The following is a 25,992-nucleotide window of genomic DNA, read 5'->3' as shown; positions in this document are numbered from 1 at the left end:
CCCCTGGCGACCGAGGGCCCAAGCCCCCGCCCCGGCCGCTTCCAGCCCTACAGCGCCAGGAAGTGGTGCACCTCCGGCTTGCCGGGCCCGATGTGGAAGCGCAGCGCCTCGCTCTGCAGGTCCGCGTCGGCATGCGACACGCGATGGTGCTGGCGCAGATGCTCCGCCCAGGACTCGACCAGGAACCACTCCATCACCCGCTCCGGGTCGGCCGTGTGCTCGTGCACGCCCCAGGCGTAGGCGCCGTCGCGGCGGCGTTCGAGCGACAGGCGCTTCATCGCCTGCAGGAAAGGCTCGCGGTCCTCCTTGCGGATGCGGTACTCGACCTGGATCATCACCGGCCCGCGGTCGTGCGCCACCGGCTCGGCCAGCAGGGGTTCCGGCCAGTGGTGCGAGGCCTGCAGGTCGGCCTCGCCGGCCGGCAGCCGCACGCGATGGAAGACGAGGCCCGCCACCACCAGCCCGACGGCGCCGGCCACCAGCGTCATCGGCACGCCGATCTGCTGCGCCACCAGGCCCCAGCCAAGGCTGCCGGCGGCCATAGCGCCGTTGAACACCGTCAGGTACACGGCCAGGCCGCGACCGCGCACCCAGTTCGGCAGGATCGACTGGGCCACGCTGTTGAGCGTGGTCAGCGCCACGATCCAGCCCAGGCCCAGCACCAGCAGCAGCGCCACCGCCAGCCACTTGGGCGGCGCGAAGACCAGGGCGCCCATCACCGCGGCGGTGAGCAGCGAGGCCAGCAGCATCATGCCGTCGGCGTCGAGCCGGGCGCGCAGCCGGGGCATCACCAGCGCGCCGCCGATGGCGCCGGCACCCACCGAGCCGAGCAGCACGCCGTAGAAGCCGGCCGAGCCGCCCAGCATCTGCCGCGCCACCAGCGGCAGCAGCGCCCACACCGAGCTCGCGAACAGGAAGAACACCGCCGCGCGCAGCAGCACCACGTGCAGCTCCTTGCTGGCGCGGGTGTAGCGCAGGCCGGCGCGGAAGGCACCGAGGAAGTTCTCCGAGAGCGCCGTGTCTTCCGCCGGCGGACGCTTCCACCACAGCAGCGCCGCGATCACGAAGACGTAGCTCAGCACGTCCACGCCGTAGGTGGCGGCCGCACCGAAGCTCGCGAGGATGAGCCCGCCCGCCGCCGGCCCGATGGAACGCGCGATGTTGATGCCCAGCGAGTTCAGCGCCACGGCGCCCTTCAGGTCGGAACGCGGCACCAGCTCGGGCACGATCGACTGCCAGGTCGGCCCCATCAACGCCGCGCCGATGCCGCCCACGAAGGTCAGCGCGATCAGGTATTGCACCGTGAGCGCACCGGTGTGCGAGAGCACCAGCAGCGTGCCGCTGACCGCGGCGAGCACCAGTTGCACGAAGATCAGGAAGCGCCGCCGGTCGAGGATGTCCGACAGGACGCCGGCCGGAATGGCCAGCAGGAAGATCGGCAGCGTCGCCGCCGTCTGGATCAGCGCCACCGCCGTCGGGCTGGCCGACAGGTCGGTCACCAGCCACGAGCTGGCCACGTCGCGCATGAAGCTGCCGATGTTGCCGAGCACCGTGGCTGCCCACAGCACCGCGAAGACCGGCTGGCGCAGCGGCGCGAAGGCGCCGGGTTGCGCCGCGGGCGCGGTCGTGCCTTGCGAGGTTTCAGACATGTGCACGTTCCTTCAGGTCGTGCCAGGCGACGAGCAGGAAGCCGCCGACCAGGCCCAGGTGTTCGAAGAAGGAGTTTGCCGCCATGAAGCGCTCCTGCCCCACCGGCATCTGCCAGAAGCGCAGCGCCACGAAGGTCGCCATCAGCGTGAATCCGCCGAGCGCCAGCGCGCCGAGCCAGCGCAGCCGGCCGGTGAGGATGAGCGCCGAGGCGCCCAGCTCCAGCACGATCACCGCCAGGGCCAGCGGCCCCGCGGGCGACAGGCCGAAGTGGTTCATTTCGGCAAGGGCCGCGTCGAAGTCCATCGCCTTGTTCAGGCCGCCCTGCAGGTAGGCGGCGCACAGCAGCAGCAAGGCGATCCAGCGCAGCAGGGGTACGGTTGTCCAGCGCATCGTCATCGTCCTCACACCGCCCAGCAGGCGCAGCCGAGCGCGCCCCAGAAGCTCTTCAGGTCGCCAACGGGCAGCTTGCTGCTCCAGGCCGTGGCGTGGCTGTGGCCGTGCACGTTGCAGTTGTTGGCGCAGGCGCAGGACATCGCGGCGTTGCGCATTACTTTCTGCAGCGGCGCGCCCTCCTTCTGGTCGGCCCAGCCGGCATAGCCGCCGAAGATGCGCGCGGGCGACCAGTCGGGCATGGCGGGCGGCACCGAGCCTTCGTCGTGCGAGGCGAAGGGGCCGGCGCCCCAGACCACCTTGCCGCCTACCATCGTCAGCAGCGCGGTCGTGTCGGCGATGTCCGATTCGGGGCAGGCGAAGAAGTCGCGGTCGGGCACCACCAGATCGGCGAGCTGGCCGGCCTGGATGCGGCCCTTCCTGCCCTCCTCGTTCGAGAACCAGGTGACGTTCTCGGTCCACATGCGCAGCGCCTGTTCGCGGTCGAGCAGGTTGCGCTGCGGCGTGATCTGCAGGCCGCCCACCGTCTTGCCCGTGACCAGCCAGGACAGCGATACCCACGGGTTGTACGAGGCCACGCGGGTCGCGTCGGTGCCGGCCGAGACCTTCAGGCCGCGCTCCAGCATGCGCTTGACCGGCGGCGTCGCTTCTGCAGCGGCGGCGCCGTAGCGCTCCACGAAATACTCGCCCTGGTAGGCCATGCGGTGCTGCACCGCCACGCCGCCGCCCAGCGCGGCGATGCGGTCCATCGACTTCTCGGAAATGGTCTCGGCATGGTCGAAGAACCAGTTCAGGCCGGCCAGCGGGGTGTCCTTGTTGACCTTCTCGAACACGTCGAGCGAGCGGCTGATGGTTTCGTCGTAGGTGGCATGCATGCGCCAGGGCCAGCGGTTCTGCGCCAGGATGCGCACCACGCCTTCGAGGTCGCCTTCCATCTCGGGCGCCATCTCGGGGCGCGGCTGGCGGAAGTCCTCGAAGTCGGCGGCCGAGAACACCAGCATCTCGCCTGCGCCGTTGTGGCGGAAGTAGTCGTCGCCCTGCTTGTATCTGGAGTTGGCGGTCCAGTTCAGGAAGTCGTCCTTCTCCTGCTTGGGCTTCTGCGTGAACAGGTTGTAGGCCAGGCGGATGGTGAGCTGGCCGTCGTCGGCCAGCTTGCGGATGACTTCGTAGTCATCGGGGTAGTTCTGGTTGCCGCCGCCCGCGTCGATGGCGCCGGTCACGCCCAGGCGGTTGAGCTCGCGCATGAAGTGCCGCGTGGAGTTGAGCTGGTAGTCGAAGGGCAGCTTCGGGCCCTTGGCCAGCGTGGCGTAGAGGATGGCCGCGTTGGGCTTGGCCAGCAGCAGGCCGGTGGGGTTGCCGGCGCTGTCGCGCACGATCTCGCCGCCGGGCGGCGCGGGCGTGTCTTTCGTGTAGCCCACGGCGCGCAGCGCGGCGCCGTTGAGCAGCGCGCGGTCGTACAGGTGCAGGATGAACACCGGCGTGTCGGGCGCCACGGCGTTCAGCTCTTCGATGGTCGGCAGGCGCTTCTCGGCGAACTGGTGCTCGGTGAAGCCGCCCACCACGCGCACCCACTGCGGCGCGGGGGTGATCGCGACCTGGCGCTTGAGCATGCCCATGGCGTCGGCGAGGCTCCTCACGCCGTCCCAGCGCAGCTCCATGTTGTAGTTCAGGCCGCCGCGGATGATGTGCAGGTGGTTGTCGATCAGCCCCGGCAGCACGCGCCTGCCCTGCAGGTCGATCACGCGGGTGGCGCCGCCGGCCAGCGGCAGCACCTCTTCGGCGCGGCCGACGCGGGTGAAGCGGCCGTCCTTGATGGCTACGGCCTCGGCCACCGGGTTGGCGCGGTCCAGCGTGGTGAAGCGGCCGTTGTGCAGGATCAGGTCGGGGGTTTCGGTGTTGGTCATGTTGCTGGAAAGAGAGGCGACCGCGAGGCCGGGGGCTGCGAGGGTGGCGCCGATTGCTCCGAGGGAGCCGAGGACACGGCGGCGGCTGGGGTCTGCGGATGAGTTCATGCGTCGTGCCTGCCGGAGGACTGAGTTTCGGCGGTATTCACTACCGGTGACTGGGGTTGCACGCACTTCGGCAGATCGCCGAACACATGCGGCTTGACCTGGTGATGCAGCCACGAGGTGGCCGCCGCCTCGGGCTTGATCACGCTCTTGATGAGCGGCGGGATCTGCTCGCCGAGCAGGATTCCCAGAAGCCCCACCAGGGCGATGACCGGCGGCGCCGGCGAGCGCACCTGGAAAAGTGCGTAGATCACGCCGACCAGGAGGCCGAGCGCGAGCGAGAGGACATAGGGCTTCATGATCAGCTTGTCTTTGAGGAAGGTTGTCGAGAGCACGGCGCGAGGCGCGAAGAAACCGTAGCGAGCGCTCCGAGGTCGCGCCGAGGACCGCAGCCGTACCCAGGTACGGCGAGGACCGCAGGTGCGAGATCGGGGCGCGCAGTAGGTTTATTCGTGCCTCGATCAGCCCTCGTGGGCGCCGAACATGGTCTTGGCGTAGTTGATGCCGATACCGTAGGCGCCGCCCACCTTCTTCGCGATGCCGGTGGTCAGCTCGTAGGTTTCGCCACGGGCCCAGTCGCGCTGCAGCTCGAGCAGATATTGCAGCGAGGTCATCGGCTGCGCGCCGGCCTGCACCATGCGCTCCATCGCGCGGTTGTGCGCCTCGGCCGACACGTCGCCGCAGGCGTCGGCGATCACGTACACCTCGAAGCCCTGGTCGAGTGCCGACAGCGCCGGGCCGACGATGCACACGCTGGTCCACAGGCCCGCGAGCACGATGCGCGGCTTGCCGATCTGGTTCACGCGCTCGATCACGGCGGCGTCTTCCCAGGTGTTCATCGAGGTGCGGTCCAGCATCTTCTGGCCCGGGAAGGCATCGGTGATCTCGCTGAACATCGGGCCCGAGAAGCTCTTCTCGGCCACCGTCGTGAGGATGGTCGACACGCCGAAGCCGGCCGCCGCCTGCGCCACCAGCGCGGCGTTGTTGCGCAAGTTCACCGCGTCGATCGAGTGCGTGGCGAAGGCCATCTGCGACTGGAAGTCGATCATCACCAGCGTGTGATCGGTGGGGGTGAGCAGCTTGGAACCGGCGGTGGGGGTGGCTTTGATGGACATGTGAAAAACTCCTGCGGGTTGGTTGAATGTTCGATCTGATTCACAATTGCTTCCGGAGAGAAATCCCCTTGACATGGAACGAATCATCGAGGCCATTGCGGTCGTCATCGACGAAACTTTTCATCTTCAATGATCGAATTTTTCGAACATTGCTTTTCCACCCCTTCTTCACCCTCGCAGGCCACCGCATGCTCAAACTCAGCCTGGAAGCCATCGAGATCGTCGACGCCATCGCGCGCCACGGCTCCTTCGCCGCAGCCGCCTCGCATCTCAACAAGGTGCCCTCCACCATCTCCTACGCCGTGGGCAAGCTGGAGGAGCAGCTCGGCATGCTCCTCTTCGAGCGCAACGGCCCGCGCGTGAGCCTCACCGCCGCCGGCGAGGAAATGCTCAAGGAAGGCCGCTGGCTGCTCGGCGCCGCGAGCGACCTCGAATCGCGCATGCGCCAGATCGCGACCGGCTACGAGTCGGAAATCCGCCTGGTGCACGACTCGCTCATTCCCACGCAGGCCCTCATCGACGACATCCGCGCCTTCGAAGACCTGCGCTGCGGCACGCGGCTGCGCATCGGCTGCGAGGCGCTCACCGGCAGCTGGGAGGCGCTGCGCGAAGGCCGCGCCGACATCGTCATCGCCGCCGGCGACGGCCCGGCCGGCGGCGGCTACCAGGCCGTGACCGTGGGCAGCCTCGACTTCGCCTTCTGCGTCGCGCCCTCGCACCCGCTCACCCGCCTGGGCCGGCCGCTGCAGCGCGGCGACCTGCTGGAGTGCAACGCCATCGTGGTGGGCGACAGCGCGCGCACGCTCTCGGAGCGCACCGTCGGCCTGCTGGCCGGCCAGCCGCGCATCACCGTGCCCTCCATGCCCGCGAAGATCGCCTGCCAGGTGGCCGGCCTGGGCCACGGCTTCCTGCCGCGCGCGTGCATCGTCGACGAGCTCAGGCGCGGCACGCTGGTCGAACTGCCCACCGAGGAGCCGCGCCCGCCCGAGGCCTTCTGGCTGGCCTGGAAGACCGGCGCGCAGGGGCAGGCGCTGCGCTGGTGGCGCGAGCGGATGAACCGCAAGCTGATACCGGCGCTGCTGCCGCGGTCGAGCTGAGACTTGGTCGACCTTAGGATTGCACGATTCAAGGAAGGAAAGACGCCCGCATGAGCCACTGGAAAGCGCTCGAGCCGCTGATCGTCGAAGACGCCACGCGTGCACTGCGCGAACTGCTGAACCAGAACCCCGGCGAGCGGTTGTATGCCGTCGCCTTCAGCGGCATGTACCGTGAACTCGACGGCCCGATCTATCTGCCTGCACTCTCCGCGAACAGCGTGAGCGCCCGCGAGGACGAGGGCAGCGGCGACTTCTGGTCGGCCGAGTGGAACCCGGCCGACTGGCGCTGGGACGAGATCCAGTTCTCCAGCCCGGCCCTGGATGCGGCCGCCGACGCTGCCTGCGAGCTCACCCGCGACGAAACCCGCGAAGGCTGGCTGCTCGCCGAGCGGGAATGTATCGACATGCTCGTCTCGGCCGCGCGGAAACTCCGGGCCGCGCTGGGCGATGCGCCCCAGCTCACACCGGACTTCGTGCTGTTCCTGCACGACGACGAGAACGGCCTCGACCTGGCGCGCCGCTGCATCGGCGATGCCGCGTTCCAGGCCCTTTTTCCGAAGGAAGCGGTGGCGCAGCGGGAGCGCATGCGCGTCGCGTCCCTGCCCGTCGAAGAGCGGGTGGCCTGGCTTGTCGGACGTCTCGGCCGCTTCGATGGCAAGCCGGTCGATGCCGAGGACGCGGAGCAATGGCTGATCGACATCGGCGCACCCGCCGTGCCGGCACTCGTCGAGCAACTGGCCCGGCCGCGCGGCAGGTTCGGCAGCGAGGCTGCCAGGATGCTCGGGCGCATCGGGCTGGCAACGCCCGAGGTGCTGGACGCGCTGCGCAAGAGGCTGCTCGCGCGCGGCGACAAGCCCACGCACGCCTGGTGCGCCGCGACGCTGGCGTACCTGGGCGACAGCGAATGGCTCTTCGGGCGGCTCGCCGAGTGGCGCGGCGAGCCCGAGCGGGCGGCAGTCGCCATCCGCGGGCTCTGCGCCCCGTATTCGTCCTTTCGCGACCCGACGCCCGCGGCCCTCGACTACCGGCAACTGGAAACCTTGCTCTCGGGCTCCGCGGCCGAAGTCGCCGTCGTGCACGACAAGCTCAAGCCCGGCAGCAGCTACTGCACGCTGCGCGCCGGGGAACTCGACGAGGCTCTGCGCGGCCTGGTTTCCCCGCACGCCTTCGTCCGCCGGCATGCGGCCAGCCTGCTGGACGAACGGGGACTGGGCGCCGAAGCCGGCGAGCGCATCCTGCCGGCGCTGGCCGATCGCCTCGCACACGACGAGGATGCCGACGTGCGCTGGCAAGCCGTTCGCGCCCTCATGGCGTGGAAGCGTGCGGCACTTCCGTGGCAGGCGCAGGTGCGGCACGCCGGCCTGCACGACGCCGACGAGCGCGTGCGCGAAGCCGCCCGGCAGTGCCTTGCCGATCAGGGCAGCGCCTGAAGGCGGGTGCGCTCAGCCCGCAGCGCGCAGCTTGTCCAGTGCCCGGTCGAGGAACGCGAGCCGGTCCTGTCCCCAGAAGCGCTCACCGTTCAGGATGAAGGTCGGCGCGCCGAACACGCCGGCCTCCACCGCCTCGGCGCTGTTGGCGCGGTAAACCGCCAGCACTTCGGCCGACTGCTCCATCGCCTGCAGCGAGGCGCCGTCGTAGCCGTTCTCCTCGGCCACGCAGATGCGCACCTCGGCCCTGGAGGTGTCGCGCTCCTCGGCCCAAAGGGCGCGCAGCAGCGCGTGCGACAGCGGCTGGGCATCGAGGCCCTGCAACTGGGCGGCGATCACCATCCAGCCGGGGTACTTGTTCCAGTTCGGGTCGGTGGGCGCGCCCTTCGGGTAGTGCGCGGGCTCCAGGTTCATCGGCATGCCGAGGTAGTCGCTCCAGCGCGCGAGTTCGAGCGCGTGGTACGTGCGGCGCGGCTCGGGCCGGGTCTTCAGCGGGATGCCGCCGGTCTGCGGCACCACGGCCTGGAAGTCGTAGGGCTTGAGCGCGAGCCGCACGTGGTGGCGGCGCACGATGTCCTGGAGTTGCGGGCCGCCGAGGTAGGCCCAGGGGGAGGAGAGGCTGTAGTAGCAGTCGAGCGCGATCATGGCTTCGATTATCTTCAGCGCATGCCCGCCGATGCTGCAACTCTCCCCCTTCTCCCCTTGGGGTCGGCACAGGCAGCGGCGAAGCGATGAAGTTCCCGGCCTTTCTCTTCTCGCTGTTCCTTTCGCGGCTCGCCGACCAGATCCTGCTGTTCCTCGTGCCGCTGGTCGTGTTCCAGGTGACGCAGGACGTGGCGTGGTCGGGCTATGCCTTCGCGGCGGAGACGCTGCCGCGGTTCCTGTCGTTTCCGATCTGCGGCGCGCTGTGCGACAGGGTGTCGCCGCTCAAGCTGCTGCGCGGCAGCCAGATTCTTCGCGCGCTGGTCTGCGTGCTCGGCGTGCTGGCCAACGAGGCCATGGGCGGCATCGGCTGGCTGGTGGGCCTCTCGGCGGTGTGCGGCGTGCTCACCACCCAGGGCGTGATGGCGCGCGAAGTGATCCTGCCGCAGATCGCCAACGGCAACCGCTTCGACAAGGTGCTGGCGTATGCCCAGACCGCCGAGCAGACCGGCACCGTGCTCGGCCCGCTGGTGGCCGCGGCGCTGTTCGCGCTGTGGCCGTGGCAGGCGGTGGTCGGCGCGGCGGCTGGCTTCTTCCTGCTGGCCGACGTCGCGACTTCGTACTGGCGCCGCGGCAACCCCATGCAGCTGCACGAACCGCAGGGCGAGCCGGGCCACATCCTGCAGCCCATCGCGACCGCGCTCGGCCATGTGCTGCGACTGCCGGGTTTGTTGCGGCTGACCATGCTCACCTCGGGCGTGAACCTGATGCTCGGCACCACCCTCGCCTCGTCCGCCGCGATGGTCACCGGGCTGCACCAGCGCTCGGCCACCTACTACGCGACGCTGCAGACCCTGGGGGCCGTGGCCAGCATCGCGATCCTGCTGGCGATCATCCGCGGATCGATCCCGCTCAAGCGCATGGGCGTCACCGCGTACGCGCTGGTCTTCGGCGGCGGCCTGCTCACCGCCGCGAGCACCAGCCACTGGGGCTATGCGGCCGGCTTTTTACTCGTGGTGGGGTTCGACAAGATGTTCAGCATCTACATCCGCATCCACAGGCAGCGGATCATTCCGGCGCAGGACTACGGCAAGACCACCGGGGTGATCGTGCTGCTGAACAACCTGACGCAGCCGCTGGCGGGGCTGGTGGTAGGGGCGTTTGCGGATTCGGTGCACGCGCGTGGGGTGATCCTTGCGCTGTGCATGGTGGTGGGAGGCATCGGCCTTGCCGCCGCCGTGGCGGCAGGCAGGCTGGCCAGGGCCGCGAAACCCTGACGACGGGCCTCGCTCCCCTCGTCCGTCAGGACGCCTTCCAGAAGATGTAATCCGCCTGGTACTTCACGACCTGCTTCTGTCCCTTGGTGGCCGGCGTGCAAGGCACCGCCGCCGGTGCCACGCCGCCCTGCAGCGCCACGCGCTGGATGTAGGTCACGCCCGTCATCGCACCGCTGCCGACCGCCGGATTGGCCTTGACCAGCTGGAACGGCAGGCTCGTCGGCCCCGAGGGCGCCACCGCCAGCTGCGTTGCCGTGAGCTTGGAGCCGTCGTTCGACTCCCACGTGGCCGGCGGGCCGTAGTACTTGCCGACCTGCTTGCCGCCGCGATCCCACAGCTTGGCGTCGGGGCCGACGAACACCCACTCGGTCTGCCCGGGCGCGTTCGCCTTGTCGCGGCATTCGTAGGTGATGTCGCCTTTGCCCACGGTTTCCATGGCGACCTTGTTGCCGGCGGGGACCTGGATGGTCGGTGGGAGCGTGGACTGGTTGAAGGCGGGGGCCATCGAGCCCGAGGGCATCGAGCCGCATGCGGCGAGCAAGGCAATGGCCGGGGCGACGCCGAGCGCGGCGACGAGACGGGTGGTGTGCATGAAGGTTCTCCTGGTTGTCGGTAGATGGGCGGACAGCAGCAGCTCCTCGCTGCTGGAGGCTGTACGTACCGCGCGGCGGATCGGATGCAGCGCGCCGGATTTCACCTTTTCTTCATGGGGGTAAGCCGCCCGGATCGAATGCGAGCCGGGCCGTGAAATACGAACGGTCGATTGACGATAGACAACAGTGGTTTCGATCGCTGGCGGGTACACCTCTTGGGTCGTGGGAGAACCCCATGCCTGGCCACTATTACAAGGGCGAGGCGATCCGATGAGCGCACGCTGGTGGCTACCACTGAACATGCTGGCGTGGACCGTGGCGATGCCCCTGCTCAGCCTCGGCATGCGCTACCTGAACGAGCAGCGAATCCTGGCGATGTCGGAGTCGGTCGTGGCGATGGGAGTTTCTGCGCTGCTGCTGTGGGCCGTCTTCATCTATGTGAAGTTCGTTCCATCTGCGTCCGGCCTATCCCACCGCATCGGATACCTCGTGGCTTTCTTCGCCATGATGACTCTGCTGGGTGCCGCAGGCCTTTGGCTGACTTTCCTGACCATCGTCGCCGTCTACGGGCTGTGACGCCGATAAGAGGCGCCGCAGATCCTGCGCTGCGGCGCCGAGCAACCCGCTACCGCCGACCTGCCCTCGCCCCCTGCGCCACCAACGTCAACACAGCAAATCCAAGAATCACCCACACCCCCGCATAAAGCATTCCCAACTCCGTCCCAGGCGCAATCGCCGCAGTCAGCACCGCCAACCCGCAAGCCCCACCCACCTGCAGCGAACTGTTCAGCAGCCCCGCGGCCAGTCCCTGCTCCTCATCGGCCACGCCGTTCGTCCCCGCCACCATCAGCGCCGAGATGCTCAGCGCGAAGCCCACGCCCCACAGCACCGATGCGGGCAGCAGCACGCCCCACAGGTCGGGCTCGGGGCCGATGCGCAGCATCAGCAAGTAACACGGCACGAAAGCCGAGAGCCCCACCAGCAGCACGCGCCTGACGCCGAAGCGGCTGATCAGCGCGCCGATCTTCGGGCCGACGAGCACCACCATCAGGCCGGCCGGCAGCAGTACGAGTGCCATCTGCCATGGCTTCCAGCCCTGGATGTTCTGCAAGTAAAGCGCGACGAGGAACTGGAAGCCCATGGCGCCGCCGTACAGCAGCGCGGCGCTGATGTTGGCCGCCACCAGTTCGCGGTTGCGGAAGATGCCCAGCCGCACCAGCGGCTCCTTCACCATGCGCTCGATGACGACGAATGCCGCCAGCAACGCCAGCGCCACCACGAAGCCGCCGATGGTGCGTGCCGAAGCCCAGCCCACCTCTTCCGCCGACACCACGGTGAACACCAGCAGCAGCATGCCCGCCACCAGCGTGACGGCGCCGCCGACGTCGAGCTTCGGCCGGCTCTTGTTGCCGGCGCTCGGCGCGTCGGGCGGCAGGTAGCGCAGCGCGGCGATCATCAGCAGCAGCGCGACGGGAATGGGCAGCACGAAGATGTAGCGCCAGTTCAGCGCGGCCAGCAGCCCGCCGATGAGCAGGCCTGACGAGTAGCCCGAGGCCTCGAACAGGTTGAAGATGCCGAAGGCCTTGTTGCGCGCCGGCCCTTCGGCAAAGGTGGTGGCCAGCAGAGACATCGCAGCCGGCCCGGTGAAGCCCGCGGCCATGCCTTTGACAAAGCGCGAGACGATCAGCAGCCCCGCGTCGGTGGCGAAGGCGCCGCCCACCGACACCAGCGCGAACACCGCCAGCCCAGCCACCAGTACGCGCCTGCGGCCGAACAGGTCGGCGCAGCGCCCGCCCAGCAGCAGAAAGCCGCCGAAGGCCAGGATGTACGCGCTGACCAGCCACTGCGCCGTGGCAGCGCCGATGCCGAAGGCCTGCTGGATCTCGGGGATTGCCACCGCGATCATCGAGATATCGAGCCCGTCGAGCAGAATCACGCCGCTGAAGATGAGCAGCGCGATCCACATGCGCGCGGGCCAGTGCAAGGGGTCGTGGTTGCCGGCAGTGGCAGCAGCGCCTTCAGCAGTGCTCGCGCCACTTGGGTTGTTCAGGCTGGCAGACATCGTTCGTTCACTCGCTTCTTCGTTCAGTTGATTCGCCTGATCCTCCCGTGCCGCTCGCGGCTTGGGAAACGAGTAGTTCTCAACGAAGCATCAAACAAGGCTTGAAGATCGATCGACTGATCGACACGACACCACCACCATGACAAGCACCACGAACCGCAGCATGCCCCTGCCCGGCACGCGAGCCCTGCGCACCTTCGAGGCGGCCGCGCGGCACCGCAACTTCACGCGCGCGGCCGACGAGCTGGGGCTCACGCCCGCGGCCGTGAGCTACCAGATCAAGGAAATCGAAGACCAGATCGGCGTGGTGCTCTTCACGCGCACCAGCCGCAGCATCCAGCTCACGCCGGCCGGCGCCGTGCTGTTCGAGGCGACTGCCGACGCGCTCGACACCCTGCACCGCGCCACCGGCCGCGCCCGCCGGCTGGCGCGCAGCGCGGCGCAGCTGCGCGTGTCGCTGAGCGCGCGCTTCGCCACCAACTGGCTGCTGCCGAGGCTGCCGCAGTTCAGGACCGCCAACCCGGGGCTGGAACTGAGCTTCGACATTTCGGACGAGCTGCGCGACTTCGAGGCCGACGACATCGACATTGCCATCCGCTTCGGCACCGGCAGCTATGAAGGCGCGCGCGCCGACCGGCTGTTCGACACTCTCATCGTGCCCGTGTGCAGCCCCAGGCTCATCGAGAACGGTCCGCCTTTGAACGAGCCGTGCGACCTGCTGCGCCACGACCTCACGCTCTGCCATGTCGACTGGAAGACCGACACCATGACCTGGCCCGACTGGCGCATGTGGATGGCCGCGGCCGGCGTGGACGACAAGGACATCGACGACAGCCGTTTCGTCGGCTTCACCGATTCGAGCTTCGTGGTGCAGGCCGTGCTCGAAGGCGCCGCCGTGGGGTTGGCAGATCTGGACCTGATCGCGGGCGACCTGGCGCAGGGGCGGCTCGTGCGGCTGTTCGACGTCGGCGTGCGCATGGCGCAGCCTTATGCGTACTACTTGGTGTATCCGCAGGAGAGCAGCGAGGACGCGCGGGTCGCGGCGTTTCGGGAATGGATGCTGGGGGAGATGAAAGATCGCGATATCGGGCAGCCAGGCAAGTCGGCCACCTCATGAACGTGGCTTGCTCCGGACAGCCGCCCAAAGCGGAGAATCGAACGCCTCCGCACGCGGTTCTTTCGGGCCGCATTCCTTGCGTGCCGGCATTTCGCAAAGGCCCCCATGCCCCCGACGATTCGAGAAACCCGGCGCGCCAGCCGGCTCGCGCTTCCACAAGCACTGGCGGTTGCCTCCGCGCTCTCATTGGCACTGCTGTGCCCGGCCGCCACGGCTGCCACGCCCAAGGCCCCGCCGAAATTCACCGACTACCCGATCACCGTGCGCGATCAGCCCCGCGCAGGCCCGCCCCCACCGCTGCGGCTGACAACCCGAACGGCCCGGCGCTACACCACCGTGATCCACAACGCCTACAAAGAGCCGCCCAACTTCGCCGGCCATCTGCGGGTGGCGAGCTGGGGATGCGGCACCGATTGCCGCAACTTCGCGGTGCTCGACCAGAACACGGGCCAGGCCTACACCCTTCCCGGCGTCGATGCGATCGCGGGCGCCATGGGCAACGACGATGAGCGCGTGGATTTCCAGCTCGACAGCCGGCTGCTGATCATCTCCGGCAGCTTCAACGAGAAGCCCCTGCAGGGCAAGTTCTACTACCTGTGGACGGGCCAGCGCCTCCAGCGGATCTTCACCGGGCCGCTGCCCGTGGAGGCGATCGACACCTCTCCAGTGGAAACCCAGACACCCGCGCGCTGAGACAAGGCCCGGATCGCCCGCAACGCGTGCCGCGTTTCTCTTCAAAAGAACCGAAAACTCCAGCCAGCGTGAAGAACTTGTAGCCGGTTGACGTTGGTCCACAGTGTCAACACGCGCATCGCTCTACAACTCCCCGACTCGACAAGGGAGGTTTCAGGATGATGCGCAAAGTTGTATTGGTCGGCGATCCGCCGGCCGCAGGCGGGAGGGTGCTGCCCTACGACGGCCCGATGGTCGATTTCTTCGGGCATCGGCCCGCGCTGATTGGTGGCAGGGCGTACTGCGAGGTCCTCGGAATCGCATGAAAAGTCGCAACGCAGCCCTGTCCGTCCTGATGGCAATCCTCGCCGTGATGGCGCCTTTGTCTTCGCATGCATGCTCACCGGTCAAAGTCAGAGGGGTGTATTTCGAGCGCAACTCCTCGGATGTCTCGGCGTATCAAGTCTTGAGACTGGCGGACTGGGTGACTGACCTTCGCCTGCGCTATCCAAGCCACCAAACCTTCTACGTCACTGCGTCCACTGAGCCTGGCGAGCAAACCCCTGACCGTCTGGGAATGGACCGTGCACACAACATTGCTCGCGTCTTTCAAGAGACGCTACAGATCGCTCCAGCGAAGATCGAGCTTCCGAAACGAAGCTATGTCGAAGCGCCTGTTTCCGCATATCTGAAGCAGCTCGAGAAAAGCGAAGGCGTCAGGGTGGATGTCAGTTTTCTACTGGCCTGCCCGCACGAGTGCCCTTGCCAATGGGGAGACCCTCTTTACAAGCCACAGGCTCCCAAGCAATGAACGGCCGGCTCCTCGCCCTCGCCTGGGCACTTGCAGCGGGCGAAGCATCAGCATGCAGCTACATCGTGCAGACCCAGCTGAGCTTCGAGGGCAGCTCAGCGGCACTGGATCGATCGCAGGTCATCAAGCTTGCCCAATGGCTAGATCGCTCCTATGCAAACTTTTCCATGTACACGCGCGCCTCGATAGAGGTCGGGGCATCCGACGCGGTGCCCCACAGGGCAAAGGCATTGGCTGAACAGCGTGCAGCCAACGCGGCGAGAGCGCTGCGCATCTTGTTGAAGACCGAGCTTCCGATTACCACCGTCGCTCGTGGACATAGATCACCTCTGAATGGCTTGGGCGACAGCAACGATTTCGCATCGCTCCAGCTCTATCCCGACGTCGAAGGTCTGAAACTGCCGGACTGCAATCCAGTCCCGATTCCCGGCTTCAAGCCATGCCAGCGAATCATTCAGATCACCTTGGCCTTTGCCGATGGCTCCGCCGAGCTCGACCGCGCCCAATTGAACCGGTTGGCGGAGTGGGTCGATCGTGCCGACGCGATGTACGCAATCTACGAGAGCGCCGGCGTAGAAGCAGGTGCGACGGTCAAGGTGCCAAGCAGAACCTCGGAGGATGCAATGCGCCTCGCAAGAATGCGAGCCGACAACACGACACAGGCGTTGAAAGGTCTCTTTCCCGTGCCCATCGAAGTCGAGCAGTTTGCGCATAGCTACCGAGAGAGAAAAGATGCAGGCCTTGTGGTCAACGACTTCGCTGCCATACAGCTATATCCGAACCTGAAGACCTCGAAACTGCCGGACTGCAATCCCGGTCGGCCCGATGGTTTGGAGCGTTGATGCAAGTGCAGGCCGACCTGCCGGCACATCGAGCATGGCGTCGAGCCGAGGCGTTGAAATGAAAGGCTGCTGGCAAACTTTTCCGAGATGCCTTCTTGCATCCCTTGCTGTTCTGCTCGCGCCAGCCGCATGGGCTTGCAGCCCGGGCAGAAGCATCGGCGTCGTGTTCGAGCGGAACTCAGCGACCGTTCCGGCCAAGGAGGTTCTCAAGCTCGCCAATTGGACGGCGATGCTCCGATTGCAGTATCCAAATCGCGAGTCGCTTTTTCTTTCAACGCAAGCGGCATTCGGCGAGCACGATGCGAGCGATCTGGGGGTGAAACGCGCCAGGAACGTCGCAAGAGTCCTCAGGGAAGACTTGCAATTCGACGTGCGCGAAGTCCACTTGCCCACCAAAGGGTATGTCGCCGCCATGCCGGCTCCAGAAGGAAGCGACCTGGTGAAGCGCGTCGATATCGATTTCCTTCCGGCCTGCCCACACGAATGCCCGTGCCAAAAGGGTGACCCTCTCTACAAACCGCCGGCCCCGCAAAGATGAAAGAGCAATTCGAATCCACGCTGCCTCGCGGAAGATGGATGTGTGCGGGCGTCGCCCTCATCTGCACTATTGCCTTCAAAGGGGCCATTGCATGTTCTTTTGGTGGGCTCGAACGCGAAGTGCAGTTCCCGCCAACCAGCAAGCGCCTCGGGTCTGAACAGGTCATCTCTCTGACAAACTGGTTCATCGAGCAGAAGGACACACGCAGAGCGACGCACGGCATATATCGCGCCGACATCCTTGCTTTCGCGATCAAGGGCGATGCCGATTCGTCGAGAAAGGCACATCTGCGGCTTGCCGAAATCGCCGGCCTTCTGAAGACGCTCAGCGACGGGACTTCTTTCGAAGTGGAAACCCATGTCGATGAACTCGAAAACCCGTCGACAAGGCGCCTGGAGCGCCTGGACAGGCTGCAAGCCACGGTTCAACCAGCTTGCGCCAAGACACGCTCATGCTGCAAGTCGATTGAAGGCCCAGCGGCGTCGTCCAAGCAGCAGTAAGCCCATGTACGTGGAGGACCTCGGAAGTACTAGCGATCGCAGCTGCGCTGGCGCTCGATCTTCATCGCCATCCGCTCGTTCTCGTGTTGAACGCACATGGACATGGCCATCGGCTCGAGCGATCCGCCACCGTAAGCCTTGGCAGCGCTGCGTTTGCAGCCTCGATCACGCTCGGCTGCCCAACGGGCGATCCTGGCTTCGAGCCGGTCCTTGCAGGCTGGCAACTGCTCTGACTTGTTGGCGACAGCGTGCTGAAGAACCAGGTCCGCTGCTACAGCATCGCGGTACGCACAGATGTTCATCGCGGACTGACTGGCATCGCAGTTGGAGAGGGGGCCGCGCAGCGCATCTTCGGTCAACCCGGAGCGATGCGCCAATGCAGCCAGCACTTCTTCGGGGCTGGGTTGGTACTTCGCGTGAGAGGAAGAAGACGCAGCCGCGCCTGCCATCGCGAACACTCCCAGCAATAGCGTAACTACGCGCTTCATCGTGCAGGCCTCGTGTTAGGTTGTGTGGGCCGAAACGGCGCAGTCTCTTCAAGCCGACGGTTTGCCAAGCCCTGCGATCGGATGGCCCGCAACCTACGGCCCTGAGCATCACGCGGACGCACAAAAACGTTGTTGTTCATGTGAGTCACGACATCGGCATCGGCTCCTCGGTTGGCTGCGTCAAGTACAGACCTTGCGCCCCTCACGCCGAGGTTGAAGGTGTAGCTCACCAGCGCGTCGAACTGGGCTTGCGTAAGTGTTTGCCTGTTCACATGCCGGCGCACTCCGGCCTCGGCAGTGTGCAGCCTGGCCGCCAATTGGGCATCGACCTGCGCGGCTGTCACCGGCCGCACCAGTTCTTCTGCGGTGCAAGGGCCGTGATGCGCGAGAGCACCGACTCCAAAGGTGCAGTTGTTCGCCAGATCGTTGTAGTACTGAAGGCGAACGTCCTCGCGACGGCGAAGCTCGGCGCGCCCACTCGCGCTCATAGACATATTCTCATTGGCCATTTCTACTCCCTTAATCTCATTCAGTGGCTCATGCTTGAGTCGCCGAGGGCGCCACTATTTTTTGTCTTGACCTACTCGAAGAAGGGCCAGATCTGGCCCTCGCAAAATCATAGCGACGCGTCGAGATGAGCTCACAGATACAACCTGCGCAAACTCGTCGTCTGCGTGCGCAATCGCTTAAAAACGCCGACGCATCTGTCCATAAAGAGCGTCATGGCTGAGTGCCCGAAACTCGACACCCCGATACCAAGCTCCGAGCCGGGACCCACCAGTGCGGGAGCATTTCTTCAAGGGAGAAACAATTCGATGATCAATGTCTGAGCACGTCTTCTTCTCAACGTGCTGGCGTGGTTCCTCGCGACGCCGGCCATGTTCGTGGCTGTGGGGGCGCTGGACCAGCGCAAGTTCCAGCCACTCTTCGAGAACCTCGTTCCGATCACCGCCGCGATCCTTTTTGTATGGGCGGCCTGGGTCTATTGGCGCTTCGTTCCGAGCACCCCTCGAATCTGGCAACGCATCGGCTATCTGGTTGCCTTTCTGCTGGGCATGTATCTGCTTGGAGCCGGCGCGCTGTGGGTGACCTTCTGGGTCATGCTGATGATCCACGGCGCTTAGCGGCCGCAGATGCCAGAGCAGCACTGAGGAACGACTTCGAAGAGCCCTTGCACATCCAAGCCTCACCGCGCAGCCCGCGCGGGGACGATCAGCCGGCCGGACCGGCTGCCCGAATGAACAACGGACTCTTCGCCGCCAGCTACCTCACGCGAGGCCCGGCTTGCCCCTTTGCAGCGCTTCGCGCACCGCGCCGGCCGCGAGGTTGATGGCGTCGATGCGCGCCGTCAGCGCGTCGTTGAGCACACCGAGCAAGGCGCTCAGTTCGGTGCGGCTGGGGGTGAGTTCCTCGCTGTCGTTCAGGGCGCTGGTGTCGACGAGCTTCCTGAGCGCGGCGTAGGCGCGCATCACGTCGTTGAGGTTGTCGGCGTCGTCGCAGGCTTGCAGGGCGAGGTCGTCGAGGTTGGGGGATGCGGGGTCGGGGGAAGTGGATCGAGCGCTTGACTGCGCTGAGGCGGATGCAGATTCAGCCATGTATGGCCTCCCAGAACTTCGGTTTTGCAACAACCGCCGCAACCGCTTCCAAACGATGGCGGCAGCTCGAACGGGTTGGAAGACCGGGAAGCTCTGACGAGAACCGGCAAGGCTCGCGCCTTCCCGTTCGAGCCGCCAAAACTGGAGGCGCAAACAGAAAAGCCGCAGACCAAGTGCGGTAGCTGCGGCTTTCGTCGCAGAACTTCGACGGGCTTCCAAACCCGATCACGTTTTACGTGACGACCCAGTATATCTAGAAACCGATCCTTCGAAACTCGGCTTTTTCGCGCCATCTCGTAGCTCAAAATCTAAGAGACCACAAGATGAGCAATCTTCCTCTCCAATTCGCTAATCGTGGAATTCAACTGAACGCCTTTAATTTTCTTTTCAAAAATATTCTTGTTTCGAACATAAGATCTTCGATAAAAATTTCGCAACAAGAACATTACAAAAACGTACGGACTCACGGGACCGGTTACCGGAATTCTGCATCCATCAAACTGCCCCAACGTCAAATGGCATTGAGGATGATCAACATCAACATATTGTTCCGGAGCAAAGTCAAAGCGAATCGGGAATCGAACAAGTCGCTGCACCATTATGTCCGCAAACAACTCATCGTTCTCATATAACAATGGCGCTTCTTCCACTGTAGGAAGCACCATTGACGGGAAATATGTAAGTCTATGCTTTAAAACACTGCCATCTTTATCAACAGTATATTGAAAAGCCATCAAACCGCCGTCAACAAATTTCGAATGGAAGGCAAGACTACGATCCAAATCCTCATAGATCATCTGATAATAAACATCCTTCAAGGCATATGTTGACATCGGAAGATCGCCGATGCTGATACGACCACCCGTAAGCACGTGCCGTGAAGGATTGAATTGCTGGGCGGACAATCCAGCCCTAATCAATCGTGATAAAGCCTCTCTGATCTGAGCTTCAATTATTTCTGCGGACATGATCAGTATGGGCGCGCGGCCTTTTTAAGCTCCTCGATAATGTGATCCGCATTCAGCTCACCACTACTTACAGCGTCAATCACTGCCTGAAGCTCTCGTCGCTGCCTTGTTCTTTTTTTGCTTGCTTTTCCGACGTTAATCAACCTGAGCTGAGCCTTTTCTTCAACCGTAGGATAATTAAATTTGAGCTTGAAATTATTTTCACGAAGCAACTTCAACTCCTCCATCAATTTATCCATCTGAGGTCCAATACCAAGAACACGGACCCAAGCCTTTGATCGAGTTATGGCGGTAAAAAGTCGATTTCGAACTAGTGCGGTTGCAGCCTTGTCCCATCCAGAATAGCAGTCCTGAGCATTCAGGATGTACACCATCCCAGCTTCATTACCTTTGGCTCGAAAAATTCCAGTAAAAGTAACCGCATCAGCTTTACTAAAAATGTCTGCAGATGTACTTACTCCAGCCAATTCGTTACTCACCCCATCTCGAAAGAGCGCTTGACGAGCAGGACCGACTTCTCGCTGCGTTGTCAGAGGATTAGGGTTTATAACCACGATATCTTCTGGGCGGAGCTCCTCTTCAGCAATATCTTTTTTAATGGCGTTAACCAACCATTCAGTCTGCTCCGAAGATGTCCCGAATTTTATGAATTTAATCAAATCATCTGGGCTTGAATGATCTTCAAGAAAGAGCGGTGAAGTTTTAGGTGTTCGCGAGAGAGTGACATTTTTTCCGCCAACAATCTCCCCCTCTTCGACAACGTAACCAACATCTGTCCAAAGAGAATCTTGCCCAAAAAATTGAACAAGCCCATTTTGCCGATAGATACCAAATCCGATTGCATGAGCAGTTGCAAGTAAGGGCCTTGAATTTCGGTAGCATTTCTCAAGAATAATATCTTGACGAGGGGTATTCACCTCCTCTGCACCAAATACAACTAATGGCCGCCCTTTTTCATCGGTGCCAAACAGTTCTTCCGGGGGCAGCACAGCTTGCCCAGTCAACGACTGCAACTCATCGTAGGCGTAAACGAGTCGCTTGGGGTTGCGCAAAAACGCATAACATAATTTCAAGAACTCCGGCGGCAAATCTTGAGCTTCATCGACGAGCATCAAGTCATAGTAGGGCTTGACATTGGAGGTCTGCGACAAGGCCAACGCGGACACTCCTTTCAACTCATTGTCTTTGCCAAATTTTAGTTTGGCAGCTCCATAGTCGACAAAATCAATTCCGTGCTCGACGCAATACCTATGATAAATTCCGTCTCGCTCTTTTCCACCCGGCCCGCCCCAAGCGTTGAGAATATCTATTTGCACCCAATCTGGCTCAGTTCCGGATTGTTCAATCGTAAAATTATTAATCAACCTTCGAAATTGCTCTTTCAACGAGCGCGTATTAAAGGTCACACCAATCTTCCATTCTGGATTTTGCGAGTGAAGATATGCAACCTTCAATGCCAAGATAATGGTTTTCCCAGACCCAGCCAATCCGCGAATGCGCTGCACACCCTCAACCGTCTCAATTACAGCTTGTGATTGATGCTGATCGAGATTTGCGATCGAATCCTCTACTCGCTTAAGTTTGGCGCCTTTTGAATCTTGTTTTTTCGGCTCTCTTTTTAATTTTCCGGCTCTGATCGAAGTCACCACCTGCACTGCAGCAACGAGTGCTGAATAAGTTTCAGCATCCGCCTCCCACTTAAACGCCTTTACCTGAGCAACAAGGTTCGCGGAGTTTGCAATGAAGTACGGATCGCTACTTTCAGGAATATTGCTTTTAGCCGGCGCAAAAGTAATTGCATTGATTGAAAATTTTAATTGCCGCCCTTGCTTGAGGTTTGGGTATGGCTTGAATTTAACCTCAAGCATCGACGCGATATCGTCTTGGCGACTTTGATATGCGCCAATTTCCGTTCCTTCAACAAGATCAAAGACAATCAATCCAAGTTCAGCAGAAATCAAAAGCGCATCAAATTTCACAGGCCCTAAGGGTGAACCCATAATTGGATAACCAATATAAAGTTGCCCTTGTGCAGTTAGGTCCGCCAAATGCTCTGCAAGTACGCGAGACGACTCGGGTTTATCCTTTGCCGTCCCCCAAATAACGTCAATCATTTATTTCCCCCAATAGGCAATTAGCCAATAAGTTGCCGTAACGCACATAACCTAGGCGGGCGCCTGACAAAGCGCAATGATGCCTTACGAACAGGTTGCAAAGGACATTTCTCCAGCCCAAGGCGAAAAGACGAAGCTAGCAGGCATCGTCCGCTACCGAGTGGCGTCAGTTACTTAGGCTAGAGCATCAATTCTTGCGCTGAAATCAATTATCTTCTGAACTTAACTTGGTTTATCCGCAAAGATAACCGCAAGACACTCCTCCCATCCCAAAGGAGTGCCTTATGCCCATCGCCCTACTCGCGCTAACCCTCAGCGCCTTCGCCATCGGAACGACAGAGTTCGTCATCGTTGGCCTCATCCCCACAGTCGCTGCCGACCTCCACATCGGCCTCCCCTCCGCCGGCCTGCTGGTCAGCCTCTATGCACTGGGCGTCGCCATCGGCGCGCCGGTGCTCACCGCGCTCACGGGCAAGCTGCCGCGCAAGGCGCTGCTGCTCGGGCTGATGGCGCTGTTCACGGTCGGCAATCTGCTGGCGTGGCAGGCGCCGAGCTATGAATCGCTGATTGCCGCCCGCGTGCTCACGGGGCTGGCGCACGGGGTGTTCTTCTCCATCGGCTCGACGATCGCCGCCGGCCTAGTGCCGAAGGAAAAGGCGGCGAGTGCCATCGCGATCATGTTCACGGGCCTCACGGTAGCGCTGGTCACGGGCGTGCCGCTGGGTACGTTCATCGGGCAGCACTTCGGCTGGCGCGAGACTTTCCTGGCGGTGTCTGCCCTGGGCGTAATCGCGTTCATCGGCAGTTGGGTCTCCGTGCCCGGCAACATCCGCCACACGCCGCCGGCCTCGCTGGCGCAGCAGGCCAAGGTGCTGGCCGAGCCGCGCCTGCTGCTGGTGTATGCGAAGACGGCCATCGGCTATGGCGGCTCGTTCATTCCGTTCACGTTCCTCGCGCCGATCCTCACCGAGGTGTCTGGCTTCAGCGCCGGTGCCGTGGGCTGGGTGATGCTGGTGTACGGCGTGTCGGTGGCGGTGGGCAACATCTGGGGCGGCAAGCTGGCCGACCGCAAGGGCCCGATTCCGGCGCTGAAGATCATCTTCGCGTTGCTGGCCGCGGTGCTGCTGCTCTTCAACTTCGCGGCACCGCACAAGTGGCTGGCGCTGCTGGCCGTGCTGATGTGGGGAGCGGTCGCCTTCGGCAACGTGCCGGGGCTTCAGGTGTACGTGGTGAAGCAGGCCGAGCGCTTCACGCCGCAGGCGGTGGACGTGGCCTCGGGCCTGAATATCGCGGCCTTCAACCTCGGCATTGCCGGAGCGGCCTGGGCCGGCGGGCTGATCGTGACGCACCTGGGGCTGATGCACACGCCCTGGATCGGCGCGCTGGTGGTGCTGGTGTCGCTGGCCCTCACGCAGTGGAGCGGAACGCTCGACCACCGCGCAGGCATTCCGGTGCGCGCCTCGGGGCCCGTGCCGGTCGGGCACTGAACTTCTTTCTTTCTCTCTTTCCTTTCTGAACTCACAAGGACAAACCATGAACACGAACAACCCCATTCCCGCCTTCGGCCTCGGCACCTTCCGCCTGAAGGGCCAGGTGGTCATCGACTCGGTGAAGAACGGCCTCGACGTGGGCTACCGCGTCATCGACACGGCGCAGATCTACGGCAACGAGGCCGAGGTGGGCCAGGCGATCGCTGAAAGCGGCGTGGCCCGCGAGAGCCTCTTCATCACCACCAAGATCTGGACCGACAACTACGCCAAGGACAAGCTGGTGCCCAGCCTGAAAGAAAGCCTTGCGAAGCTGCGCATAACCCAAGTCGACCTGACGCTGATCCACTGGCCCTCGCCCGGCAACGCGGTACCGGTGGCCGAGTTCATGGGCGCGCTGGCCGAGGCCAAGGCGCAGGGGCTCACCAGGCACATCGGCGTGTCGAACTTCAACATCGCACTGATGAAGGAAGCCATCGCGGCCGTGGGCGCGCAGAACATCGCCACCAACCAGATCGAGCTGCACCCCTACCTGCAGAACCGCAAAGTGGCGGAGTTCGCGAAGAGCGCGGGCATCCACATCACGTCTTACATGACGCTGGCCTACGGCAAGGTGCTGGGCGATCCGGTGGTCGGGGCGATTGCCAAGGCGCGCAACGCCACCGCCGCACAGGTGGTGCTGGCGTGGGCGATGCAGCTGGGCTATGCGGTGATTCCGTCGTCCACCAGGCGCGAGAACCTCGAAGGCAACCTGAAGGCGCTGCAGCTGAAGCTGACGGACGCCGAGATGGCGCAGATTGCGGCGCTCGACCGCAATGAGCGCCTCACAGACCCGGCCGGTCTGTCGCCGGCCTGGGACTGACAACGGCAGGCCGGCCGCCGGTCTCCTCCCTACCAGTACACGGGCTTGAACCCCCAGGCCTGTGCTGCAAACCCGGTGAAGCTCAGCGGGTTGGCAACGGCGCTCGCAGCCGAGGTGTCGCTGGTAAGCCCTATGACCACTGGCGTCTGCGAGTTGCTCGCCCCGTACTTGCTCTGTATGTACCAGTAGCCAGGTACCTCGGTGGGCAGCAGGCTCCAGAGCTGGGTGTCGAGGTCGCCCAGTGCCTTGGGCTGCATCACCACCGGGCCCGCGCCGGTGGTGGCGTGGGGCTGCAGGGTCATGACGTATTCGGTGCCCATCAGTGTCTGCAGATACCACCAGCCCGGCGCCTGCGGCCCCGCAGGGACGAACAGCCACTGCTGGTTGCCGGTTTCGGGCAGGTTGACCGTGTACCCGATGACTTCCGTGCCCTTGGCGGTGTTGTTTCCGTTCACGTCCAGCACGTAGTGGTTGCCGGGCAGGTATTGGATGTAGTACGGCCCGAGGTTCAGTTCGCCCGTGGAAGTGCCGGATGCTGCCTTTGGCGCTGCACCCTTTGTTGCGGTGATCGACATCGTCGTTTCTCCTTTCCGGGAATGCGTTGGAGCGTTTGCTCGGTATGGGTGGATGCGGCTCAGGTCGTCCGCACGGGGCCGAGCACGTGGTCGACCCAGTACTTCTCGAGCAGGACTTCCGCATGCGCGGTGTCCGCATGCTTGCCCTTGTCCTGCAGCAGGTCGATGGCCGGCTGGTAGGTCGTGTTCTCGGGAATGAAGAAGGGCAGCGTCGGGTTGATGTTGGCGTAGCGCTCGCCCAGCAGCATCTTCGCGATCATCGGCATGAGTTCGGTCGAAGTGCCATTCAGGCACATGTCGAGCACCGGCGAAGGCTTCGCCTGGTTCATGAGGAATGGCGGCGTGTTGTTGAACGGGTTGGCAACGCCGTTCATCCACTGATCGGCACCCCAGTTCCTGGTGTCGCTGGCAATCCAGTCGGGCATGTAGCCGGTGCCGAAGGTGATGGCCGTGATGTCCTCGAGCGCATAGCCCGCCTTCACCGCCAGCGCAATCGCTGCGACTGTGGGGTCGTGGTTGAAGAAGGCACCGTCGACGTTGCCTTCGTAGGAGCCCAGTTGCCCGGGCATCGCGCCGCTCGAGGTGGCAGCCTTCGCGATGGTGACGTCGCCGAGCTCGGGGTCCATGTTGGTGTACATCACCGGCTTCCACGGTATGGGCGTCTGCAGTGAGTTCTTCACCTCGAGCCCGCCGACATTGAAGGTCACGAACAGCGCCTTCTTCCAGTCGACATCCTTGACCTTCTTGTCGCCGTGGAGCGCGAACTGGGAGCCGTAGGCGTCCATGATGTTGTACGCGGGCTCCCTCGGGTCGGTGTTCATCTTGTCGTAGAACGGGATCTCGCCCCTGCCGGTGCGCTCGGTGAAGAAGGTGACGAGGTCCGATGGCTTCTTTCCCGCGAGCAACTCGCTGGTGATGATCGAACCCGTCGAGCAGCCCGCGATGAGGTCGGTGTTGTCGAGCATGTGAGGAAACAGGGTGTAGAGCTTGTTCAGCGCCGACACCGACATCAGCCCCCGTATGCCGCCACCGACGAACGAGAGGATCGTGAACTTCGCGTTTTCCGCCATAGCCAACTCCTTTCAAGAGAAATGACTTCCATGAAATGACTTCCCGGCCGGGGAAGCGGAGTCTGGGCGTTCGCGATGTTTGCCGCTACGA

The 25,992-nt window shown here is 63.6% G+C and carries 28 protein-coding genes; 13 read left to right on the top strand and 15 right to left on the bottom strand.

What is annotated here, in order from left to right; all coding sequences use genetic code 11:
- Nucleotides 1–47 precede the first annotated feature (47 nt).
- From ABL844_RS04920 to ABL844_RS04900, 5 genes are all read right to left on the bottom strand, one after another.
- Nucleotides 48–1,649, bottom strand: coding sequence for an MFS transporter (locus ABL844_RS04920; RefSeq protein WP_184634707.1), 1,602 nt, complete (start codon nucleotides 1,647–1,649; stop codon nucleotides 48–50).
- Nucleotides 1,642–2,040, bottom strand: coding sequence for a DoxX family protein (locus tag ABL844_RS04915; RefSeq protein ID WP_418130650.1), 399 nt, complete (start codon nucleotides 2,038–2,040; stop codon nucleotides 1,642–1,644). Before ABL844_RS04915 ends, ABL844_RS04920 begins: the two co-directional genes overlap by 8 nt.
- Before the next feature lie 11 nt (nucleotides 2,041–2,051).
- On the bottom strand, nucleotides 2,052–3,944 hold the full coding sequence (locus tag ABL844_RS04910) for an amidohydrolase (protein WP_418131877.1): 1,893 nt from the start codon (nucleotides 3,942–3,944) through the stop codon (nucleotides 2,052–2,054).
- 104 nt (nucleotides 3,945–4,048) lie between these two features.
- Nucleotides 4,049–4,348: a DUF1427 family protein gene (locus tag ABL844_RS04905; protein WP_126021432.1), complete on the bottom strand. Its 300-nt coding sequence runs from the start codon at nucleotides 4,346–4,348 to the stop codon at nucleotides 4,049–4,051.
- A gap of 162 nt (nucleotides 4,349–4,510) precedes the next feature.
- Entirely contained in the window at nucleotides 4,511–5,164 is a 654-nt protein-coding gene (locus tag ABL844_RS04900; RefSeq protein ID WP_418119161.1) for a hydrolase, read from the bottom strand.
- A 188-nt stretch (nucleotides 5,165–5,352) separates the two neighbouring features.
- Here ABL844_RS04900 and ABL844_RS04895 point away from each other — a divergent pair, with 188 nt between their 5' ends.
- On the top strand, nucleotides 5,353–6,261 hold the full coding sequence (locus tag ABL844_RS04895; protein ID WP_184634703.1) for a LysR family transcriptional regulator: 909 nt from the start codon (nucleotides 5,353–5,355) through the stop codon (nucleotides 6,259–6,261).
- Nucleotides 6,262–6,311: 50 nt separating this feature from the next.
- Nucleotides 6,312–7,691, top strand: a complete 1,380-nt coding sequence (locus ABL844_RS04890) for a DUF4303 domain-containing protein (protein ID WP_418130649.1) — start codon at nucleotides 6,312–6,314, stop codon at nucleotides 7,689–7,691.
- A gap of 12 nt (nucleotides 7,692–7,703) precedes the next feature.
- Here the strand turns inward: ABL844_RS04890 and ABL844_RS04885 are convergent, their stop codons facing one another.
- Nucleotides 7,704–8,333, bottom strand: a complete 630-nt coding sequence (locus ABL844_RS04885) for a 2-hydroxychromene-2-carboxylate isomerase (RefSeq protein ID WP_418130648.1) — start codon at nucleotides 8,331–8,333, stop codon at nucleotides 7,704–7,706.
- Between the two features lie 86 nt (nucleotides 8,334–8,419).
- Between ABL844_RS04885 and ABL844_RS04880 the strand changes: the two genes are divergently transcribed.
- A complete protein-coding gene (locus ABL844_RS04880; protein WP_418130647.1) occupies nucleotides 8,420–9,607 on the top strand; it encodes an MFS transporter in 1,188 nt (395 codons plus the stop codon).
- 25 nt (nucleotides 9,608–9,632) lie between these two features.
- Here ABL844_RS04880 and ABL844_RS04875 read toward each other — a convergent pair whose 3' ends face one another.
- A complete protein-coding gene (locus tag ABL844_RS04875) occupies nucleotides 9,633–10,199 on the bottom strand; it encodes a DUF3455 domain-containing protein (RefSeq protein WP_369659611.1) in 567 nt (188 codons plus the stop codon).
- A gap of 271 nt (nucleotides 10,200–10,470) precedes the next feature.
- On the opposite strand from ABL844_RS04875, the gene ABL844_RS04870 reads away from it, so the two are divergent.
- Nucleotides 10,471–10,776: a hypothetical protein gene (locus ABL844_RS04870; protein WP_418130646.1), complete on the top strand. Its 306-nt coding sequence runs from the start codon at nucleotides 10,471–10,473 to the stop codon at nucleotides 10,774–10,776.
- Between the two features lie 49 nt (nucleotides 10,777–10,825).
- On the opposite strand, the gene ABL844_RS04865 is transcribed toward ABL844_RS04870, so the two are convergent.
- A complete protein-coding gene (locus ABL844_RS04865) occupies nucleotides 10,826–12,262 on the bottom strand; it encodes an MFS transporter (protein WP_418130645.1) in 1,437 nt (478 codons plus the stop codon).
- Nucleotides 12,263–12,401: 139 nt separating this feature from the next.
- On the opposite strand from ABL844_RS04865, the gene gcvA reads away from it, so the two are divergent.
- The 6 genes from gcvA to ABL844_RS04835 all read left to right on the top strand — a co-directional run bounded on the left by gcvA (nucleotide 12,402) and on the right by ABL844_RS04835 (nucleotide 16,742).
- Nucleotides 12,402–13,379, top strand: coding sequence for a transcriptional regulator GcvA (gene gcvA, locus ABL844_RS04860; protein ID WP_418130644.1), 978 nt, complete (start codon nucleotides 12,402–12,404; stop codon nucleotides 13,377–13,379).
- Between the two features lie 105 nt (nucleotides 13,380–13,484).
- The gene (locus ABL844_RS04855) at nucleotides 13,485–14,072 is read left to right on the top strand and encodes a hypothetical protein (protein WP_418130643.1); all 588 of its coding nucleotides are present in this window, start codon (nucleotides 13,485–13,487) and stop codon (nucleotides 14,070–14,072) included.
- Between the two features lie 301 nt (nucleotides 14,073–14,373).
- Entirely contained in the window at nucleotides 14,374–14,862 is a 489-nt protein-coding gene (locus ABL844_RS04850; protein WP_184634695.1) for a hypothetical protein, read from the top strand.
- Complete coding sequence (locus ABL844_RS04845; RefSeq protein ID WP_418130642.1) at nucleotides 14,859–15,704, top strand: hypothetical protein; 846 nt, start codon at nucleotides 14,859–14,861, stop codon at nucleotides 15,702–15,704. Before ABL844_RS04850 ends, ABL844_RS04845 begins: the two co-directional genes overlap by 4 nt.
- A 163-nt stretch (nucleotides 15,705–15,867) precedes the next feature.
- The gene (locus ABL844_RS04840) at nucleotides 15,868–16,242 is read left to right on the top strand and encodes a hypothetical protein (protein WP_184634692.1); all 375 of its coding nucleotides are present in this window, start codon (nucleotides 15,868–15,870) and stop codon (nucleotides 16,240–16,242) included.
- A complete protein-coding gene (locus tag ABL844_RS04835; RefSeq protein ID WP_418130641.1) occupies nucleotides 16,239–16,742 on the top strand; it encodes a hypothetical protein in 504 nt (167 codons plus the stop codon). The genes ABL844_RS04840 and ABL844_RS04835 overlap by 4 nt, the downstream gene beginning before the upstream one ends.
- Nucleotides 16,743–16,771: 29 nt before the next feature.
- On the opposite strand, the gene ABL844_RS04830 is transcribed toward ABL844_RS04835, so the two are convergent.
- Both ABL844_RS04830 and ABL844_RS04825 read right to left on the bottom strand, forming a co-directional pair.
- Nucleotides 16,772–17,230, bottom strand: a complete 459-nt coding sequence (locus ABL844_RS04830; RefSeq protein ID WP_418124449.1) for a lysozyme inhibitor LprI family protein — start codon at nucleotides 17,228–17,230, stop codon at nucleotides 16,772–16,774.
- Nucleotides 17,227–17,739 carry a glycoside hydrolase family protein gene (locus tag ABL844_RS04825; RefSeq protein ID WP_418124448.1) on the bottom strand — a complete coding sequence of 171 codons (513 nt, stop codon included), beginning with the start codon at nucleotides 17,737–17,739 and terminating at the stop codon, nucleotides 17,227–17,229. The genes ABL844_RS04830 and ABL844_RS04825 overlap by 4 nt, the downstream gene beginning before the upstream one ends.
- A 339-nt stretch (nucleotides 17,740–18,078) precedes the next feature.
- Between ABL844_RS04825 and ABL844_RS04820 the strand changes: the two genes are divergently transcribed.
- Complete coding sequence (locus tag ABL844_RS04820) at nucleotides 18,079–18,354, top strand: hypothetical protein (protein WP_418130640.1); 276 nt, start codon at nucleotides 18,079–18,081, stop codon at nucleotides 18,352–18,354.
- Nucleotides 18,355–18,498: 144 nt separating this feature from the next.
- Here ABL844_RS04820 and ABL844_RS04815 read toward each other — a convergent pair whose 3' ends face one another.
- The 3 genes from ABL844_RS04815 to ABL844_RS04805 form a co-directional block, all read right to left on the bottom strand.
- A complete protein-coding gene (locus ABL844_RS04815; protein WP_418130639.1) occupies nucleotides 18,499–18,825 on the bottom strand; it encodes a hypothetical protein in 327 nt (108 codons plus the stop codon).
- Between the two features lie 308 nt (nucleotides 18,826–19,133).
- Complete coding sequence (locus ABL844_RS04810; protein WP_418130638.1) at nucleotides 19,134–19,793, bottom strand: DUF2290 domain-containing protein; 660 nt, start codon at nucleotides 19,791–19,793, stop codon at nucleotides 19,134–19,136.
- A 2-nt stretch (nucleotides 19,794–19,795) separates the two neighbouring features.
- Complete coding sequence (locus ABL844_RS04805; RefSeq protein WP_418130637.1) at nucleotides 19,796–21,907, bottom strand: DEAD/DEAH box helicase; 2,112 nt, start codon at nucleotides 21,905–21,907, stop codon at nucleotides 19,796–19,798.
- Between the two features lie 284 nt (nucleotides 21,908–22,191).
- On the opposite strand from ABL844_RS04805, the gene ABL844_RS04800 reads away from it, so the two are divergent.
- Both ABL844_RS04800 and dkgB read left to right on the top strand, forming a co-directional pair.
- Nucleotides 22,192–23,394 carry an MFS transporter gene (locus ABL844_RS04800; RefSeq protein ID WP_418130636.1) on the top strand — a complete coding sequence of 401 codons (1,203 nt, stop codon included), beginning with the start codon at nucleotides 22,192–22,194 and terminating at the stop codon, nucleotides 23,392–23,394.
- A 46-nt stretch (nucleotides 23,395–23,440) separates the two neighbouring features.
- Nucleotides 23,441–24,256, top strand: coding sequence for a 2,5-didehydrogluconate reductase DkgB (gene dkgB / locus ABL844_RS04795; protein WP_418130635.1), 816 nt, complete (start codon nucleotides 23,441–23,443; stop codon nucleotides 24,254–24,256).
- Between the two features lie 29 nt (nucleotides 24,257–24,285).
- Here dkgB and ABL844_RS04790 read toward each other — a convergent pair whose 3' ends face one another.
- Together ABL844_RS04790 and ABL844_RS04785 are read right to left on the bottom strand one after the other, a co-directional pair.
- Entirely contained in the window at nucleotides 24,286–24,831 is a 546-nt protein-coding gene (locus tag ABL844_RS04790; RefSeq protein ID WP_418130634.1) for an RICIN domain-containing protein, read from the bottom strand.
- Nucleotides 24,832–24,890: 59 nt separating this feature from the next.
- Entirely contained in the window at nucleotides 24,891–25,901 is a 1,011-nt protein-coding gene (locus tag ABL844_RS04785) for a patatin-like phospholipase family protein (RefSeq protein ID WP_418130633.1), read from the bottom strand.
- Nucleotides 25,902–25,992: the final 91 nt, after the last annotated feature.

Source organism: Variovorax sp. 278MFTsu5.1 (genome assembly GCF_048305045.1).
Lineage (GTDB): Bacteria > Pseudomonadota > Gammaproteobacteria > Burkholderiales > Burkholderiaceae_C > Variovorax > Variovorax guangxiensis.
Note: the sequence above shows the minus strand (reverse complement) of the source record. Positions and strands in the feature narration are given on the sequence as shown.

What these genes read in the sequence shown, in the direction of transcription:
- ABL844_RS04785 (WP_418130633.1), bottom strand. Translation starts at nt 25,901, where the DNA reads ATGGCGGAAAACGCGAAGTTCACGATCCTCTCGTTCGTCGGTGGCGGC.
- ABL844_RS04875 (WP_369659611.1), bottom strand. Translation starts at nt 10,199, where the DNA reads ATGCACACCACCCGTCTCGTCGCCGCGCTCGGCGTCGCCCCGGCCATT.
- ABL844_RS04885 (WP_418130648.1), bottom strand. Translation starts at nt 8,333, where the DNA reads ATGATCGCGCTCGACTGCTACTACAGCCTCTCCTCCCCCTGGGCCTAC.
- ABL844_RS04895 (WP_184634703.1), top strand. Translation starts at nt 5,353, where the DNA reads ATGCTCAAACTCAGCCTGGAAGCCATCGAGATCGTCGACGCCATCGCG.
- ABL844_RS04920 (WP_184634707.1), bottom strand. Translation starts at nt 1,649, where the DNA reads ATGTCTGAAACCTCGCAAGGCACGACCGCGCCCGCGGCGCAACCCGGC.
- ABL844_RS04825 (WP_418124448.1), bottom strand. Translation starts at nt 17,739, where the DNA reads ATGGCCAATGAGAATATGTCTATGAGCGCGAGTGGGCGCGCCGAGCTT.
- ABL844_RS04810 (WP_418130638.1), bottom strand. Translation starts at nt 19,793, where the DNA reads ATGTCCGCAGAAATAATTGAAGCTCAGATCAGAGAGGCTTTATCACGA.
- ABL844_RS04855 (WP_418130643.1), top strand. Translation starts at nt 13,485, where the DNA reads ATGCCCCCGACGATTCGAGAAACCCGGCGCGCCAGCCGGCTCGCGCTT.
- ABL844_RS04900 (WP_418119161.1), bottom strand. Translation starts at nt 5,164, where the DNA reads ATGTCCATCAAAGCCACCCCCACCGCCGGTTCCAAGCTGCTCACCCCC.
- ABL844_RS04865 (WP_418130645.1), bottom strand. Translation starts at nt 12,262, where the DNA reads ATGTCTGCCAGCCTGAACAACCCAAGTGGCGCGAGCACTGCTGAAGGC.
- ABL844_RS04905 (WP_126021432.1), bottom strand. Translation starts at nt 4,348, where the DNA reads ATGAAGCCCTATGTCCTCTCGCTCGCGCTCGGCCTCCTGGTCGGCGTG.
- ABL844_RS04870 (WP_418130646.1), top strand. Translation starts at nt 10,471, where the DNA reads ATGAGCGCACGCTGGTGGCTACCACTGAACATGCTGGCGTGGACCGTG.
- dkgB (WP_418130635.1), top strand. Translation starts at nt 23,441, where the DNA reads ATGAACACGAACAACCCCATTCCCGCCTTCGGCCTCGGCACCTTCCGC.
- ABL844_RS04815 (WP_418130639.1), bottom strand. Translation starts at nt 18,825, where the DNA reads ATGGCTGAATCTGCATCCGCCTCAGCGCAGTCAAGCGCTCGATCCACT.
- ABL844_RS04915 (WP_418130650.1), bottom strand. Translation starts at nt 2,040, where the DNA reads ATGCGCTGGACAACCGTACCCCTGCTGCGCTGGATCGCCTTGCTGCTG.
- ABL844_RS04805 (WP_418130637.1), bottom strand. Translation starts at nt 21,907, where the DNA reads ATGATTGACGTTATTTGGGGGACGGCAAAGGATAAACCCGAGTCGTCT.
- ABL844_RS04880 (WP_418130647.1), top strand. Translation starts at nt 8,420, where the DNA reads ATGAAGTTCCCGGCCTTTCTCTTCTCGCTGTTCCTTTCGCGGCTCGCC.
- ABL844_RS04845 (WP_418130642.1), top strand. Translation starts at nt 14,859, where the DNA reads ATGAACGGCCGGCTCCTCGCCCTCGCCTGGGCACTTGCAGCGGGCGAA.
- gcvA (WP_418130644.1), top strand. Translation starts at nt 12,402, where the DNA reads ATGACAAGCACCACGAACCGCAGCATGCCCCTGCCCGGCACGCGAGCC.
- ABL844_RS04910 (WP_418131877.1), bottom strand. Translation starts at nt 3,944, where the DNA reads ATGACCAACACCGAAACCCCCGACCTGATCCTGCACAACGGCCGCTTC.
- ABL844_RS04790 (WP_418130634.1), bottom strand. Translation starts at nt 24,831, where the DNA reads ATGTCGATCACCGCAACAAAGGGTGCAGCGCCAAAGGCAGCATCCGGC.
- ABL844_RS04800 (WP_418130636.1), top strand. Translation starts at nt 22,192, where the DNA reads ATGCCCATCGCCCTACTCGCGCTAACCCTCAGCGCCTTCGCCATCGGA.
- ABL844_RS04890 (WP_418130649.1), top strand. Translation starts at nt 6,312, where the DNA reads ATGAGCCACTGGAAAGCGCTCGAGCCGCTGATCGTCGAAGACGCCACG.
- ABL844_RS04835 (WP_418130641.1), top strand. Translation starts at nt 16,239, where the DNA reads ATGAAAGAGCAATTCGAATCCACGCTGCCTCGCGGAAGATGGATGTGT.
- ABL844_RS04830 (WP_418124449.1), bottom strand. Translation starts at nt 17,230, where the DNA reads ATGAAGCGCGTAGTTACGCTATTGCTGGGAGTGTTCGCGATGGCAGGC.
- ABL844_RS04850 (WP_184634695.1), top strand. Translation starts at nt 14,374, where the DNA reads ATGAAAAGTCGCAACGCAGCCCTGTCCGTCCTGATGGCAATCCTCGCC.